This window comes from Paraclostridium tenue, from assembly GCF_039521565.1.
GTDB lineage: Bacteria > Bacillota > Clostridia > Peptostreptococcales > Peptostreptococcaceae > Paraclostridium > Paraclostridium tenue.
In genome coordinates this window covers 60,627-78,478 of the sequence record NZ_BAAACP010000005.1, presented here as the reverse complement: position 1 = coordinate 78,478, position 17,852 = coordinate 60,627, and the positions used below count along the sequence as shown (strand labels likewise).

The window sequence follows — 17,852 nt, the reverse complement described above, 5'->3', positions numbered from 1 at the left end:
CTTTACTAATCTACAGATTTTAATGATTCTACCATTTTAATTTTCTTTAACTTATAATATATGCATAAATTTACTAGTGTTGCAAATACAAATGTTAGTAAAGCAGATAATACAAAGCTTATAACTTTTATTTCTCTTCCAAACATAATAAAATCCAACTCTGCTGTAGTCATTACAAATCGGTGTAGAAAAACTCCCCAAAAAAGTCCTAAAATTGTTCCTATTATAGCTAAAATTACATTCTCTCTAAATACATAAGAAGATACTTCTCTATCATAAAATCCTAACACTTTAATAGTTGCTATTTCCCTTATTCTTTCACTTATATTAACGTTTGTAAGATTGTATAAAACTATAAAAGCCAATGTTCCTGCAGATACTATTATAAGTATTACAACACTATTTAAGTTAGAAATCATATCAGAAAAAGATTCTTTTGAATTTGTGTTAAATGTAGCTGAACTTATATTCTTTAATTTCATCATATCTTTTCCTAACTCAGCTTCTGATATTTTTTTATTTTTTATATTTATAAGTATTTGATTAAATTTAACATTTTCTTTAAATACTTTTTTATAAAATTTAGGACTCATATATATGTAGTGACCTACATAATTTTCAACTATGCCATCTACTTTAACTTTAAAAGTTTTATTTTCTTCATTTTCTAAAGTTATTAAATCTCCTATTTTAACGTTAAGCAGTTTAGCTAATTTTTCATTAATTAAAACACCATTGTCATTTAATTGATACGTTTTACTATTTGCCCTATTTTTAAGACTTATAAATTTATTTATGTTCTCTTTATTTTCAGGAACTATAATAGTTACATCTTTTTTATTAGAATTTTTAATTGCTTTAAAGCTTTTACTTTTAATATTTAAATAATCATTAATTCTACTATCTTTACTTATACTATTTATTTCATCAGTTTTAATATCTTTATCAACATCTTTACTATAATTTAGTGTTAGATTATACTTCATTAGATTATTATATTGATTATCTACTATAGAAGTTATGGAGTCTTTTATTCCAAATCCAGTAACTAAAAGAGCACTACATCCTGCTACACCTATTATAGTCATAAAAAATCTCTTTTTATATCGAAATATATTCCTACAAGTTACCTTTTGTATAAAGTTTAATTTATTCCATATAAATGGTATACGCTCAAGTAATATACGTTTACCCTCTTTAGGAGCTTTAGGTCTCATTAACATAGATGGAACTTCTTTTAACTCTTTGTAACAAGAATATACAGAAGCTAATGTAGTTGTTAAAACTGCTATTATAGTAGACAATAATAATAATTTTATGTCAAAGCTTAAACTAACATTTGGTAGTGTATAAGTTGTACTATTGTATGCATTGTATATTATTGAAGGAAATACTGTAAACCCTATTATATTTCCTAATATACTTCCTCCTACACTAGCCATTAATGAATATAATATATATTTAAGCATTATAGAACTTGAGTTGTATCCCAGTGCTTTCATAGTACCTATATTTACTCTTTGTTCATCTACCATTCTAGTCATAGTAGTTAAACATATTAATGCTGATAATGAGAAGAAAAATACAGGGAATATTTTAGATATTGATTCTATACTTTCTGCAGAATTTTTATAATCTACAAATCCATAGTTTGTATTTCTATCAAGTACATACCACTTTCCAGATTTTATATCTTTAATCTTTTTTTCCTCAGTTAATATTTTTTTTTCTGCCTTAACTAATTCAGATTCAGCTCTTTCTTTGTTTTTATTATATTCTTTTTTGCCTTTTTCTAAATCTATTTTTCCTTTATTAAGTTTAGACTTGGCTTTTTCAAATTCATATAAAGCTTCTTTTTTCTTAGTTTTTAGATTGTTCTTTTGAAGATTTATTTCTTCTTTCCCTTTATCTATAGAATCTTTAGACATTAATAATTTTGACTCTGTTTCTTTAAATAATTGTTCTTTAGCCTTTATTTTTTCATTAGCATCGTTTAATAAATCTTTTGAGATTTTTAATTTTTCCTTACTTTGATTTAATATAACTTCTAGCTCTTTTCTTTTATCATCATCTACATACTCATTAGACATTAAATTTTCTATACTAACTATATAATCTTTAAGAGTTATAATTTCACTTTCTTTTACCTTTAACTCTTCCTTAGACTTATCTATTTGTTGTTGAATAGAATCTTTATTTTTATTGAATTCTTCTATTTTTTCATTTAGACGTTTTTCACTATCTTCTAATTTATTTTCTTCTTCTTTTATTTTTTCTTCTGATAAAGAAAAAGTATTGTTTAATTCTTTTTCTTTTTGACTTAATTCATTTATACCATTATTAAGATCTTTCTCAGATTTTTTGAGATTATTATTAGCTAGAGAAAGTTCTTTATACACTTTTTTCTTTTGATTTTTTAATTCATTTTTTCCTTCATCTAACTTTTTATTAGCTTCATTTTTAATATCTTTATATCTTGAGTTTGCTCTTAACTTTCCTATATCTTCTATAGCATTCTTAGTTTTTTTTATATGGTCTTCATACTTATTATCGTAAGAATTAAACTTTTTAGAATCTTTAGCTGTAGCATAAATTTCTGTATACGCATCTAACTTAAATTCTCTATCAGGAACCATTATAAAGCCATCTAGTTGTCCATTACCTATATTACTACTACCTTTAGCATTTGATATATAATATGGAGTTTCAACTTTTCCTACAACTTTATATTCGATATTTCTTAAAGTATCACCTAGATTTTCATTATTATCACCATAAAGCTTTATGGTACTTCCTATTGGAATATTTAACGAGTCCTCTATGACACATTCTCCTAAATTTTTAGGATATCTTCCTTTTGTTATATTAACCTTATTTATGTAATCTTTGCTATTTTCTTTATCAGGTAATCCGTGAATTTTTAAAACTAATTGATTAGTACCAATACTTGTTAAAGCTTCCTTTGAATGTGTAGGATATACATTATCAACTTTATCTACTTTAGAAATAGCCTTAACGTCTTCATCTGTTAATCCTAAATTTGATATTACCGTTATATCCATTAAATTATTGTCATCATAATATTTATCTGCAGTTAATTTCATAACTGGCGATGCAACTTTTATGCCAGTAAAAAAAGAAACTCCTAATGTTATTATGGCAAATACAGATATAAATCTCCCTTTAGATTTTTTTATTTCTCTAAATGTATCTTTAAGTAAAGGGTTTTTCATTTTTACCACTCTATCCTTTCTATAGGAATAGATTCTTCATTTTTAAATATATTATGTACTTTACCATTTTTAACTGTTATAACTTTATCTCCCATAGGAGCTATTGCCATATTATGAGTTATTATTACAACAGTCATACCAAGATTTTTATTTGTATCTTGAAGTACCTTTAGTATATTTTTTCCAGTATTATAATCTAGAGCTCCTGTTGGCTCATCACATAGTAAAAGCTTTGGATTTTTAGCTAGTGCACGAGCTATAGCAACTCTTTGTTGCTCTCCTCCTGATAATTGAGATGGAAAGTTATCTTTTCTATGATTAAGACCTACAGAACTTATAACATCTTTTGGATTTAAAGGATTTTTACATATTTGAGTTGCTAATTCAACATTTTCTATTGCAGTTAAATTTTGAACTAGATTGTAAAATTGAAATACAAATCCTATATCATATCTTCTATACTTAGTTAATTCTTTTTCATTATATTCACTTATATTTTTATTATCCACTAATACACACCCTGATGTTGGGGTATCCATTCCTCCTAGTATATTCAATATAGTACTCTTACCAGCTCCACTAGCTCCGACAACTATAACAAGTTCTCCTTTGTCTATAGAGAAATCTACACCATCTAGTGCATTTATTTTGACTTCACCCATAGAATAAGTCTTTTTTACATTTTCAAATTTTATGTAGTTTTGCATATCATCTCCTCCTGTTTCTGATAGTAATTATACACTATTTAAGCTAATAACAGAATCTAGTTATATATTTAAATAATTAAATATTTGTCATATAAGCTGTATATTAATTATTATTTGACCTATAATGCTTTATGCACATTTACTTTTTTCTAAATATTTGAACTTATAAAATAAAGATATTAAAGCAAATAGTAAAACTATTAACTAATACTTTAAGTATAATAGAGATTGGCACTAGGGGTTTAATAGTAATGATTCTTATATAAAATCTAAAAAAAGCCTTGAGTATACACTCAAGGCTTTTAGATTTTATATAAACATACAATTTAAGTTTTTAATTTATCTTACAACTTTTCTAGTTAATGTTCCTATACCTAGTCCCATCATAATAATGCCAATTAAAATCTCTAGATTAGTTAAAATATAACTTATTGGTGTAGGTTCACAATTGATTGTACCTACTGCTCCAAACGCACCTATACTTAAGGTTATGGCTTCATTAAAATCACCTAAAAATTTTGGCAATGTCAAATTTTTAATTGTAGTTAAATTATATATAACTACTTGTTCTTCTACTTCAACTCCAAAAAATAGATATAAAATCGCAAATACTAATATAATAACTAAAGATGAATATATTGCATATTCTGGTCTTTCTCCATATCCACATGTTAGCCAATATAAATAAGATTCCATTTTAGGTATAAACTTTAGAGCTTTTCTTTGCGTGGTTTTGCATAAATAATAATATTCACCAAAATTATTCTCTAAAGAATTTTCTTTAAATTTATCAGCTATAGTCTGATACACCATGTAAATACCTTCATATTCTTCTTTCGTTTTATTTCTTATAGATATTTTATCAAAAAAACTTTTTTCATCTAGTTTAGTTTGAAACTTATCTCTAAACTCCAAATCTTTAATATATGTTGAAAAAACTTTAACTCCACATAAATCACAATCTGAAATAATTATCATATCTAATTCACTATCTTTAATTATTACACTATTCATATCACTTTGCTCAAAATTTGTATTTTTAATTTTACAATGTTCAAAAATTACAAAGGCTAATACACAATTTAAAAATTTTGCATATATATCACACTGTATAAAAGTACATGAGAAGTTATCATATTTATTCAAAGATGGCTTACTATTACTATCTTCTTTTAGAAAACTACAATTTTCAAAAGCTACTCCGCCTTTTCCAAATTCACAACCTTCAAATGTACATCCTATAAATCTGCATTCTTTAAATTTTATATTATCAAACTTACATCCTATAAATTTTGAACATAATATATCCTTATTTTCTATAGTAGAAAATTTATCTTCATCCAAGATTCCTTCTTTCCCAAACTCATCTTCATTAAATATTTTATAACTATAAGTTTTACAAGGATTATAATTTTTAGCTAAATCTTTATGTTTTATCATATCATTAAATAAATTTTCATTGTTCTTTTTTCTCTTTTTTAGTTGTTTCTTAGCTACAAAAACTTCTTCCTTAAAATTTATATAACCCATATAAATTCTCCTAGCAATAATTTATTTTGGTTGTGAACCATGTATGTTTTTTATTTCATTATTATCTAATATAACTGATTTACCATAAGCAGCTTTTGTAAATAATTTTTCAGCTTTTTTAAGTTCAATTCCTTTAATCGTCATATTTTCAACTTTGGCTTCTCCGACACCATCATTATATAATTTATATAAGTACGCAATAGCTTGTGGTAAAAAACCTAATAATCTTGCACCTATAGTATCTACTGCTACAGGATCTGTTCCAACTAGTATAAGCCCATTTGTATCAATTGGTATTCCTCCTGTAGGTCCTGTTCCAATCATAGCTTTATCACAACTTACAATAGAAATATCTATAGGAATCTTATTCATTATACAACTAATAAATCCATGTAAATCTTCATGTATACCAGTTTTTTTCTTAGGATATCCATGAATCTCTGCTGGTGGCCAACCCATTGCTATATTTTTAATGCTTGCTGTTATAGTAGCTTCTTCATGCATTTTAAGTTGAGTAAAAGATATTATAACATCAGCTTCATTTACAATTTTGTTTATAGGAGTAGATTTTATTATATTATGATTTATATCTAAATCTATATATGGACCATAATTCATATCCACAAATTCTATTTTTTCTTCCTCAAGTATTTTATCATATCCTACTTTCTTCATAACATCTGGTGTTTTAGCTCCTCCAGAACCAACTGCTATAGTTATGCTTTTAGGATTTTTTTCTTTAACATATTTTATCAATTTTTTTAATGTATTAGGGCCAACAACTGTTCCTGAGCTTGGCTGATAATCTTTAACCCAATTTGGGGCAATTACTACTTTATCTCCTGGTTTTATAATTTCGTCAATAGGTAACATATCTAATGCTTTTTCTAAGGCTTTCCCTTCACTCATACCTTTTTCTATAGCAACTATAGGTTTATTTACTTTTCTTTCTCTTATCACAATATCACCTCGGTATAATACTCTTAATATGTAGTTTAATCACTTAATTACATATTATTCCTATTATAATGATTTATATAAAAAACCGTAATAAACAACCCTTTAACTAATAATATATTTTTTATTAGTAGTTAAATTGTTTATTACGGTTTTTAAATTAATATCCAAAACTTTCATTTAAAAATATAACATGTATTCTATCTTTTGTTCTTTGTCTTTTTATTACTGAATATTCACAGCATATCCTATCACTACTATTACAATCCATACAATATCCCGTTGTTTTGCAAGGAGTTTTTGTATCTAATCTTTTAGCATTTGCTGGTCCTGATAATAACTCATTTCTTCTTATAGCCTCATTAATATCTTTTACTATTTTATTTATACCACATATAACTATAACTTTATCTGGTCCATAAAGCATAGCAGCTATTCTATTTCCATTGCCATCTACATTATATAATTCCCCATTTTCTGTTATAGCATTAGTGCTAGTAAAATATGCATCTGATAGAAAAGCTTTTCTATGCATATCCTTTAAATCTTTGGGAGTTAAGTTTTTTAAATATCTATCTAAAAAATTATATCTACCATTTCTTAAATGTTCTATTATACCTGTTTCAAAAAGTGTTTGAGATCCTCCACATGCAACTAGCGAATCTTTTTTAACTAATTCAGTTATTTTTTGAATTAATTCTTCATTTGAATTTACTAAATATCCATTCATATTGTTACTTTCAAGTGATTTAATAGTTCTTTCAATTCTTTTTTCATTTACCCAATTTAAATTTTTATCCATGTTTATCCCCTCACTTATAATTTTTTAATATCTTTCTCTCTTATAATATATAAGAGCATTTATCTCACACCCTAAAAGCATAATCCAACTACTCAAATAAAACCATGTAAGAAGAGCTATTATACCTCCTATACTCCCATATATAACTTGATAATTTGAAAAGTTATTAGTATAAAAAGAAAATACAACTGATACTAATATCCATCCAAATATAGAAAGTACAGCTCCTGGCATAGCCTCTATCAATGTAATTTTCTTATTTGGACCATATCTAAAAAGAGAGCTAACTATCCATATTGTTATTGCAATTACAAATGAATATCTAAATAAGTTCCATGTTGGAATAAATATCTTACTTAATCCTAAAAACTTAAATACTACAAAACCTACTTTTTCTCCATATAATAAAAATACCATAGATGAAACTATTAAAACTATAAGCTCTACTGTAAAATAGAAAGAGATCAATATAAGTTTAAAAAATGATCTTGTTTCTTTAAGGTTATAAGATTTATTTATACCTTTTATAAATACCCTAACAGCTCTAGATGAACTCCATAAAGTAAAAATAAAACTCATAATTGTTAAACTTATATTTCTATCATATATTGCTGATTTTATTATAGATTCTATAAGTGCAAAAGCACTATGAGGAATCAAATCATCAAATGAGTGCAAAAACTTATTTATATGTATTATAGGTATATATCCTAATAAATTAATCATGAATATTAAAAATGGAAATATAGAAAGCAATAAATAATAAGACATAGCTGCAGCTCTTGAATTTACATCATTTATATTTATTTGTCTATATATGAAATTATTTTGCACATTACTTTTTATATTATTTTTTATATTATTTATAAGATCTACCACCCTTCACTCTTATAATATCATAATATATTATATATCAAAAAATAAAAGTATTGCTAGTTCAAAACAATACTTTTATTTCTGGGTTATTAATTTATATGATCTCTTAATTTATTTTTAGTATCTTCATCTGCAAAAGAAGCTTCTACGCTATCTAAATATATTCTCTTATAATCTATTTCATTCATATTAAATCCATTTAATATTATATCGTATTCATTGCTTAAATCTATATCTGAAACAGTTCTATTATCGGTATTTAAAGATACTTTAATTCCATCTTTATAAAAATCTTTTAAAGGATAGTTAACTATATCTTTTACAGCTTTAGTTTGTAAATTACTTGTAGGACACATTTCTAAAGTTACATTATTTTGTTTAACCATATCATAAGCTTTTTTACAATCTTTTATAAATACTCCATGACCTATTCGTTCTGCTTTTAAGATTTCAATAGCATCTAACACATTTTCTCCGATTCCAGTTTCTCCTGCATGTATAGTAACTCTATATCCATACTTTCTAGCTAAAGTTATAGGTTGTTTAAATTTTTTAGAAAATCGTTCATTCTCACTTGAACATAGATCAATAGCTACAACACCTTTGTTTAAAAATTCCTTACCGGCTTCTATAACCTCATAACTACTTTCAACATCCATAGTTCTCATACATGATAATATTAAGTTACCTTTTATATCATATTTTTCTTCTGCTCTTTTTATTCCACTTAATACGCTCTCTATTACTTGTTTAGTATTTAATTCTTTATTTATATGAAGAAGTGGTGCAAATCTTATTTCCATATATACTATATTTTCATTAAATGCATCTTCCATTAATTCAAAAGCTATTCTATCTAAACTTTCTTTATCTTGCATTATAAGTCCTGGTAACTCAAATCTTTTTAAATATTCATCTAATGAGTTGCAATCTTTAGGAGCTACCATCATAGATTTTATTTCTTCTAAATCTTTAGAAGGTATATCGATATTATTTTTATTAGCTAAATCTATTATTGTACTTGGTCTGACACTTCCATCTAAGTGACAATGTAATTCTATTTTGGGTAAATTCTTAAAGTTCATATTATCTTCTCCTTAATTTTTATTTAATATAAATTAATATTTACTTTTAAATATATAAAAATCCTGATTACAAAGAAAATACAATTAAAGCATTTTCTTTGTAATCAGGATTTTTCGGAACCTGGTAGAAACTCCTAAACCATATTATTAGGATTATACAAAGCTATTTTAAATCTAATTTTTTATTTTTACCATTGTATCACATTCATTAATAATGTCAATACAAAATATAAATATAATTGAAAATCTTTTACTAATTGAATTTTTTAGTTTAGTTTTACTAAATAATACAAAAATTAATATAAACATAAGATTAGAAAGACTAAACTTAATAAAAATTAATATAAACTTTAATTTTTATTAAATATCCTCAAACTCTTGAAAAAGCTAGACTCTAATAATACATGATTTTAATTTGAAAAAATATAGAAAAAACAGTTGCAAATCATATCATTTTTTCGTATAATATTATGTTTGTTTTTTTGATGTATACAAATGTACTTTTATTCTATATAATAATAATAAATCAAAGAAAAGGAAGGGATATTATGGCCAGGCGGCGATCATTAAAACAAATTTTATTAGTATTAATAGGTTCATTAATATTAGCATTTGGAATTTATAATTTTAACTATCAAAATAATATTACAGAAGGTGGAGTGTTAGGTTTTTTACTACTGTTAAAAAATCTCTTTAATATTAAACTTTCACTAGCAAATCTTATTATTGATTTATTGCTATTACTAGTTGGTTTTAAGTTTTTTGGTAAAAAATTTATTAAGTATTCAATAATAGCTACAATAAGTTTTTCTATATCATTTAGCTTTTTCGAAAGTATAGGACCCGTTATACCTAAATTCGATAATTTAATACTAGGAAGTATAATTGCTGGATTATCTGTTGGGTTAGGTTCTGGATTGGTAGTTAGAGCAGGAGGTGCAGCTGGTGGAGATGACGCTTTAGCATTAGTAATTTCTAAGACTACATCTTTAAAAATCGGCAATGTCTACATGATAACTGATTTTTGTATATTAGGATTATCTTTGATTTATTTATCATTTTCTCAAATAGTTTTATCTTTAATTTCCGTTAGTATAAGTGGAAAAGTTATAGATTTTGTCTATTCATATAAAAATAAAGATATTTTAAATACTTAATATAAAGAGACTATCTTAAGATAGTCTCTTATTTATGTAAAAAAATACTATAGATCAATCTATAGTATTATCTTTTATTTTCAAATATAGTTTTTGTTGTATCTAAATCTTTTGCGATACATCTTTGACTGTTTACTCTCTCTAAAGCAAGTATTTGTCTTGAAACCCCATTTAATAATGATGATATTTTTTTAAACATATTAATTCCCCTTTCAATTTACATATTGTATACAATATACTGTATATGATTTTTCAGGAAAAGTCAAGATGTTTTCCTGAAATTTGTTACTTTTTATAAATTTTTTACTTACACATAAAAATCCATAACTATTTTAGCTATGGATTTATCACTTCAATTAATATATATTATTTTATACAGTAATAATTTTCTAATATAACTGCTCTTATAGCTTCATATTTTATATTATCAGGTAACTTCTTTTTTATATTGCTTACTTTATCTATTCCCTCTTCTTCACATATATTTAATATCATATTTTTTTCATCATCATTATAATACTTATTTAAATTTATATTAAAATCTATTTCCTTACCTGATTTTATTATATCAGTTATATATCCAAGTATAGTAGATATTGATACTTCTATTTCTTTAGATATATAATCTAATTCATTATTTTCTTTTATCATATCTATGGCTATTTCTTCGTTACTTCTACTGTCTCCATCTATTATTACTTTTAACTTCTTTTTTTCTATCCAATCTATAGATATTTCTTTATCTTTTATATACTCTAGTACTATTTCTAAAAAATCATCTCCATATTTGTCTATTTTGACAGGTCCAAATCCAGTTATATCTTTCAATTGTTCTTTGTTTGTAGGATATCTACCACTTATTTCTTTTAAAGAATTTTTAGATATTATCATAGATGGTAATACTCTTTCTGTTTTAGCCAACTCTTGTCTTTTAATATTTAATTGTTCATATAATTCTTTATCTGTTGTAACTTCTATAAAATTTAATTCTTTAGTATCACTTTTAGATTTATTATTAGGAATTATATTATGCTCTTCTACATATCTTAATATAGCACTTTCAAATGGCTTAGCATACTTTTCATACTTTATTTCTCCTACTCCAGATATACTCAACATAGCTTCTTTAGTTGTAGGATATTTACTAGCCATCATTTTTAAAGTTCCATCTCCAAACACCATATAAGGAGCAACTCTTTCTTCTTTTGCTATATTATATCTAGTTTGTTTTAAAATATTATAAAGTTCATTAGATATTTCTAAAACTTTAGATACTTTACTTTCTTTAAACTCTACTTTTAATTCTCCTTTTAAAACTTTTAAAGAATTATCATTTAATTTTATAGTAGGATATGTACCATCTATAGAATCTATAAATCCATGAGATATCAAAGTATTTATAAAAGTTTTTAATTCATCTTGGGAATAGTTTTTTATTATTCCATAAGTTGATAGTTTATCAAAACCAAATTGAATAACTTTTTTATTTTTAGATCCTCTTAAAACATCTATAATCATAGTTATACCAAAACTTCTTTTCATTCTAGCTATACATGATATAACTTTTTGAGCATCTAATGTTTTGTCTATTATCTCACCTTCATCCAAACAGTTACTACAGTTGTTGCATTTTTCCTTAAATTCTTCTCCAAAATAATTTATAATATTTTTTCTATAGCAATCATTACTATATACTAGGTCAGACATTTCTCTCAACTTTTTATACTGTATATTTTTTCTTTCGGGATTATCTGTACCTAATTCTATTAAATATTTTTGTATATGTATATCTCCCGGAGTAAATAGTAATATACACTCACTTTTTTCTCCATCTCTACCAGCTCTTCCTATCTCTTGATAATAGTTTTCTATACTTTGTGGCATGTTATAGTGAATTACATACCTTATATTAGGTTTATCTATGCCCATACCAAAAGCATTAGTTGCAACCATTATATTTATATTATCTTTTATAAACTCTTCTTGGTTTAATTTTCTCTCTTCAATTGAAAGGCCTGCATGGTATCTAGATATACTATATCCTCTTTTAAGTAATCCTTCATATATTTTATCTACTTCTTTTCTTGTAGCTGTATATATTATTCCACTTTCATTTTTATGATTTTCTATATATTTTAGTAAGTATTCATTTTTATTTGAAGATTTCTCTATAGTAATACTTAAATTTTCTCTGTTAAATCCTGTTATAAATAATTTAGGATTATTTAAAGATAATAAATTTATTATATCTTCTCTAACTTCTGATGAAGCTGTTGCTGTAAAAGCGGTTACAATAGGTCTACTATCTAAACTATTTATAAATTGTGATATTTTTCTATAACTTACCCTAAAATCATGCCCCCATTGAGATACACAGTGTGCTTCATCTATGGCTATTTGACTTATATTTTTACATCTTATAATATTTGTAAATTCATAAGAATCTAATCTTTCAGGTGCTATATATATAATCTTATACTCATCTTCTTTTATATCATTTATAATATTATTAAATTCACTTGAAGATAATGAACTATTTATAAAAGTTGCATTAATACCCATAGCCTTTAAAGTATCAACTTGGTCTTTCATAAGAGATATTAAAGGAGATATAACTATAGTTATTCCACTTAATATAAGTGCTGGTATTTGGTAACATATAGATTTACCTCCACCTGTTGGCATAATAGCAAGTATGTCCTCTCCTTTTAAAATTGTGTTTATTATATCTTCTTGTCCTTTTCTAAAACTTGTATATCCATAGTATTTTTTTAATATATCTAAAGCCTTTATACTCAATTTATTCGCTCCTAACTAATTTATATCAAACCAAACATTTGTTCTTCGTTCTAATTTTATTCATTTTTTATAAATTTTATTCTTAATTGGAAGATTAAATAGTTTTTTAAACAAGAAAACTCCTTAAATATGCAAGCATACTTAAGGAGTGTTATATACTATATTATATAAATTATGCTAAAGTAACGTTAGCAGCTTGAGGTCCTCTAGCACCTTCAACTATTTCAAAGTTAACAGCTTGACCTTCTTCTAATGATTTGAATCCATCTTTTTGTATAGCTGAGAAATGTACGAATACATCATCTCCACCTTCTACAGATATAAATCCAAATCCTTTTTCATTGTTGAACCATTTTACTATTCCTTGTTTCATTATGGAATCCTCCTAAAAATTAAAGCACAATCTTTCAGCACTTCTTTACTATTTGTGTTAATAATATCATATATAATTATTAATTACAAGCGTTTTACCAAATAAATGTTTAAAAATTTCATTTAATTGGTAATTAAGTTGATTAATTCTTCTTTAGATAGCATTTTTATCAAACTTTCATTTTTAAAATCTTCACTTATAACTTTTTGTATTAGTTCTTTTTTATCTTCTTGTAATTTTAATATATTTTCTTCTATACTTCCTTTTGCAATTAATTTTATAACCTCAACAACATTTTTTTGACCATATCTATGTGCTCTATCTGTTGCTTGATTTTCAATTGCAGGATTCCACCATGGGTCAAAATGTATAACAATATCAGCTGATGTAAGATTTAACCCTGTTCCTCCAGCTTTTAACGATATTAAAAATACTTTTATATCCTTATTTTTATTAAATTCATCTACTAATTCTACTCTTTCTTTTGGATTAGTTCTTCCATCTAAATATAAATAACTTATATCTTCTTTTTCAAGTTCTTTACTTATATTTTGTAAAACTGATGTAAATTGAGAAAATATAAGCATTTTATGATTATTTTCAATATTTTCTTTTATTAATTCATTTAAAACATCTATTTTACCACTATTGCCTTTATAGTTTTCTACTTTTATAGAAGGATCTAAACAAAGTTGTCTTAAAGTTGTTAGATACGAAAGTATAGTTATTTTATCTTTTTCAAAATCAGTTTCTCTCATTTTATCTTTTATATCTTCTACATACGTTTTGTAAACTTTCTTTTGTTCATCAGTCATTTCTACAAAAAACTTAGTTTCTATCTTTTCAGGAAGCTGTGATAAAACTTCTTTTTTAAGTCTTCTTAACATAAATGGTTGTATCTGTTTTTTTAGTTCCTTAATATTATCATTAGTTTTTACGAATTTTTCTTGAAATTTATTTTTTGAATATAAATATCCAGGCATAATAAAATCAAATATTGACCATAGTTCTAATAAATTGTTTTCTATAGGAGTTCCAGTAAGTGCAAATCTTACTTTTGCATTTACTTTTTTTACAGCTTCTGAATTTTGAGAGTAAGGATTTTTAATATTTTGAGCTTCATCTATTATACAGTAATCAAATACTATATCTTCTAATTCTTTAAAGTCATTTTTTAATATTGTATAAGTTGTAAGTACTAAATCATTATCTTTTATAGTTTTTATTAATTCTTTTCTTTCATTTTTATTACCGTGTAAAACTAATACATTTAAATCTGGAGCAAAAGTTTCAAGTTCATTTTTCCAATTATATATGAGTGATGTAGGAGCTACTACTATACTTTTTTTACCTTTTTCAGAAAGTAAAAATGCTATTGTTTGAATAGTTTTTCCTAGACCCATTTCATCTGCTAGTATACCTCCAAATTTTAGATGATTTAAGTTTTTAAACCATTTAAAGCCTTGAATTTGATATTCTCTAAGATTTGCTTTTAAATTTTTGGGTAAGCTAACTTCTATATCATCAATTGTTTCAAATTTATCTGATATTTCATTTATCTTTTCAATCCCATTTATAAAGTTAAATTCATTTTCATCTATTAAGTTTTTTAAATATATAGAATTAGCACTACCTAAACTATAAGATATCTCATTATTTTCTTCATTAGAATCTATTTTATTATAATTTTCTACATGTCTATTTTTGATATCATCTACTAATTCTAAAAATTTAACCATTTTATCTTCTTCAAGATCTATATAGCTTCCACTTCCCAATTTATAGTATTTTCTTTTATTTCTTAATGCCCAAAGTATATTTTCAAGTTCTTCTTTTGAGATATCATCTATATTAAAATTAAACTCTAAATAGTTCTGTTTATTTAAATTAAAGCTTGCTTTTACATCATTACTTTTATAAACTTTAACTTTTTTTAGTTTATCTGAGTAGTATATCTCTCCTAATTTATTAAGTTCATATATTTTTTCCTTGAAAAATACAAATAACTCATCTTGAGAAAGTTTACATAATAACTTATCACCATATCTTTCAAATCCATATGAACAAACTATGTCTTCTATTTCATTTTCTTTTTTAAAGTTTCTTATTATATAGCCTTTATTATTATTTTCATTTTCATCTGTATATACGTAATCTATAAAACATGATATATTATGATTTATTTTATCAAAGTAAAATTTCACATCTAAATTGTGTCTTATTTGCTTTTGTAAGTTTGCATCAAAAGATATGTCTTTTGATGCTCTTTTAAGTACAGGTAATAAACCATTAAAAAGTCCATCTGCATCTTCTTTTTTAAAATCTATATTACCATCTTTTTCTAGAAGCTTATGAAATGGTATATAATTATAACATTGTTTATCTGATATGAGATGTATCTTTTCATTAAATAACAATATATCCCCTTTATTATTTAGAGGATAAATGTTTTTACTATTAGAATTTAATGTAAGTTTATCTTTAGATTCATTTATATAAAAATTTATATCTATATCTTTATTTTCTATATTAGTTTTGTATTCTTTATCTTCATATGAAAATATAAATTCTTTATTATTAAGATTTAAAAGAAATTTTTTTAATCCACTTTCTAATATATTTAAATTCTTACCATCTATAAGTTTCACGTCATTTTTAAATTCTTTGTATATGTTTTGTTCTATATTTATATACTCTTCTATAAAATTAACTATCAATTCATCTTCTTTAGAAAAATAATCTGTTACTGGATTATATTCAAAATCTTTACCATATTTTATAGTATTTTTTTCTTTTCTTGCATATATAAATTCAGGAATGCTTTTAAGTACATACATTTTTTCACTACCTATTTTAAAGGTAGCTTGATAATATGTTCCAATGCTTCCTTCTTTTTTACTTAAATATACATCTAAATTAACTTTTTTATTTTGTGTTAATTTTTCTTTAGCAAGCTTTAACATTTGTTTAGATGGCTCTAGTTCTTGAGCTTTTTTCTTTTTATCTAGTTTTTGCTGTTTTATTTGTTTTTGTAACGTGTCTATATAAAGAAGAAAAGATGCTATGTTATGTTTACATATAAAATTTGAGTTTTCAGTTTCGTTATTTACAAAATCTATGCAATTACATTTAGCTTTTATTATCTCTTTTTTCTTTAAATCTATTTCAAGTAATGTATAGTAAATTTCATTTGAGAAATCTGCACCTATTATTCCATCAATTGTTAATATTCCATTTTTCATATGTGGAGTAGCTTGGTCTACTATACCTTTTTTATAATAAGTATATCCTCTAGCCCACATAGATTTTTGTGTATTTTCTCTTACTATATCTATAAGTTCCTTAAGTTGCAATTTTCTCACCTCTCATTTTTTGGACATCTTTTTATTATACCACATTTATCCTATTTATACTAAATCAAGCTTTATTAATATTTAATTTTTTTAGTTCTTTATATTCATAAATATTGTATTTATAATCATAATAAAAAATGCAAATTTTAAATTTATAATAAAAAGTAATGGATGTTAAAATCCATATTAATATGATTTTTAACATCCATTACTTTAACAATTAATCTATTAAATTATCTGATGTAGATTCTATAAAATCTAGTATTTTTTTAAATACTTCATCTTTCTTAGGTCCTAGTGTTAAACTATGAGTTGCACCATCAATCCATTCTAGTTTTTTATGTTTACTTGATATTCCATTATATAATGAATAAGCACCCTCTTTTTTTACTTGAGAATCATTTATATCTTGCATTATAAGTATATCCGACGTAATACTTTTTAAACAACTACTTGCAGCTCTTGATGCAAGATATAATTGATATACTGAATGTATTGGAAAAGTTTTATAATGAAGCCTATATTTATTATATTCTTTATCAACAAAATTATTAGTGGTTTTCCATTCTGTATATTTTTTAAAGTATTTTAATATTCCAGTATATTTTACCCATCGATTATTTGGTTTAAGTGCACAGGCTAAGCATATAAGTTTATCTATATGATAATTAGAGGCTAACATTAAAGCTAGAAGTCCTCCCATGGAATGTCCTATAACCACTACTTTTTCACATTCAAATAAAAGTTCTTCATATGCTTTTTCTACATCATTATACCAATCTATATATGATACTTTTAAAAGTTCCTCATGATTTGTTCCGTGTCCACTTAAAAGTATTGAATGTACTGTATATCCTTTATCATTTAATACTTTAGCCAATGGGTACATTTCTGCTGGGGTGCTTGTAAAACCATGAATTAATAAGCAACCTGTATTATTACCATTTAACTTATATGATTTTTTTAAATCCACTTTATCA

At 24.5% G+C, this 17,852-nt stretch carries 13 protein-coding genes and 1 riboswitch; of the genes, 1 reads left to right on the top strand and 12 read right to left on the bottom strand.

The genetic code is table 11. The annotated features are described in order from the left end of the window. Positions 1 to 5: 5 nt before the first annotated feature. The 7 genes from ABFX13_RS05360 to add form a co-directional block, all read right to left on the bottom strand. Complete coding sequence (locus ABFX13_RS05360) at positions 6 to 3,233, bottom strand: FtsX-like permease family protein (protein WP_346043539.1); 3,228 nt, start codon at positions 3,231 to 3,233, stop codon at positions 6 to 8. Positions 3,234 to 3,235: 2 nt separating this feature from the next. Then, positions 3,236 to 3,940 carry an ABC transporter ATP-binding protein gene (locus ABFX13_RS05355; RefSeq protein WP_346043536.1) on the bottom strand — a complete coding sequence of 235 codons (705 nt, stop codon included), beginning with the start codon at positions 3,938 to 3,940 and terminating at the stop codon, positions 3,236 to 3,238. Between the two features lie 339 nt (positions 3,941 to 4,279). Then, complete coding sequence (locus ABFX13_RS05350) at positions 4,280 to 5,470, bottom strand: pentapeptide repeat-containing protein (protein WP_346043534.1); 1,191 nt, start codon at positions 5,468 to 5,470, stop codon at positions 4,280 to 4,282. A gap of 21 nt (positions 5,471 to 5,491) precedes the next feature. Continuing rightward, positions 5,492 to 6,430 carry a DUF362 domain-containing protein gene (locus ABFX13_RS05345; protein ID WP_346043532.1) on the bottom strand — a complete coding sequence of 313 codons (939 nt, stop codon included), beginning with the start codon at positions 6,428 to 6,430 and terminating at the stop codon, positions 5,492 to 5,494. A gap of 157 nt (positions 6,431 to 6,587) precedes the next feature. Continuing rightward, complete coding sequence (locus tag ABFX13_RS05340; protein ID WP_346043529.1) at positions 6,588 to 7,229, bottom strand: lactate utilization protein; 642 nt, start codon at positions 7,227 to 7,229, stop codon at positions 6,588 to 6,590. A 24-nt stretch (positions 7,230 to 7,253) separates the two neighbouring features. Beyond that, positions 7,254 to 8,108 (bottom strand): YihY/virulence factor BrkB family protein, encoded by an 855-nt coding sequence (locus ABFX13_RS05335; RefSeq protein ID WP_346043527.1) that lies wholly within the window; start codon positions 8,106 to 8,108, stop codon positions 7,254 to 7,256. An 86-nt stretch (positions 8,109 to 8,194) separates the two neighbouring features. Continuing rightward, a complete protein-coding gene (gene add / locus ABFX13_RS05330) occupies positions 8,195 to 9,190 on the bottom strand; it encodes an adenosine deaminase (RefSeq protein WP_346043525.1) in 996 nt (331 codons plus the stop codon). A gap of 81 nt (positions 9,191 to 9,271) precedes the next feature. Continuing rightward, positions 9,272 to 9,371: riboswitch (purine riboswitch) on the bottom strand. Between the two features lie 367 nt (positions 9,372 to 9,738). Between add and ABFX13_RS05325 the strand changes: the two genes are divergently transcribed. Continuing rightward, a complete protein-coding gene (locus tag ABFX13_RS05325; RefSeq protein ID WP_346043521.1) occupies positions 9,739 to 10,347 on the top strand; it encodes a DUF6198 family protein in 609 nt (202 codons plus the stop codon). A 67-nt stretch (positions 10,348 to 10,414) separates the two neighbouring features. Here the strand turns inward: ABFX13_RS05325 and ABFX13_RS05320 are convergent, their stop codons facing one another. The 5 genes from ABFX13_RS05320 to ABFX13_RS05300 form a co-directional block, all read right to left on the bottom strand. Beyond that, a complete protein-coding gene (locus ABFX13_RS05320; protein ID WP_346043516.1) occupies positions 10,415 to 10,546 on the bottom strand; it encodes a hypothetical protein in 132 nt (43 codons plus the stop codon). A 167-nt stretch (positions 10,547 to 10,713) separates the two neighbouring features. Further along, positions 10,714 to 13,146: a DNA helicase RecQ gene (gene recQ, locus ABFX13_RS05315; RefSeq protein ID WP_346043514.1), complete on the bottom strand. Its 2,433-nt coding sequence runs from the start codon at positions 13,144 to 13,146 to the stop codon at positions 10,714 to 10,716. Positions 13,147 to 13,318: 172 nt separating this feature from the next. Then, positions 13,319 to 13,519 (bottom strand): cold-shock protein CspD, encoded by a 201-nt coding sequence (cspD, locus tag ABFX13_RS05310; RefSeq protein WP_147544479.1) that lies wholly within the window; start codon positions 13,517 to 13,519, stop codon positions 13,319 to 13,321. A gap of 122 nt (positions 13,520 to 13,641) precedes the next feature. Then, positions 13,642 to 16,872, bottom strand: a complete 3,231-nt coding sequence (locus tag ABFX13_RS05305; RefSeq protein ID WP_346043511.1) for a DEAD/DEAH box helicase — start codon at positions 16,870 to 16,872, stop codon at positions 13,642 to 13,644. A 220-nt stretch (positions 16,873 to 17,092) separates the two neighbouring features. Next, the gene (locus ABFX13_RS05300) at positions 17,093 to 17,845 is read right to left on the bottom strand and encodes an alpha/beta hydrolase (protein WP_346043509.1); all 753 of its coding nucleotides are present in this window, start codon (positions 17,843 to 17,845) and stop codon (positions 17,093 to 17,095) included. Positions 17,846 to 17,852: the final 7 nt, after the last annotated feature.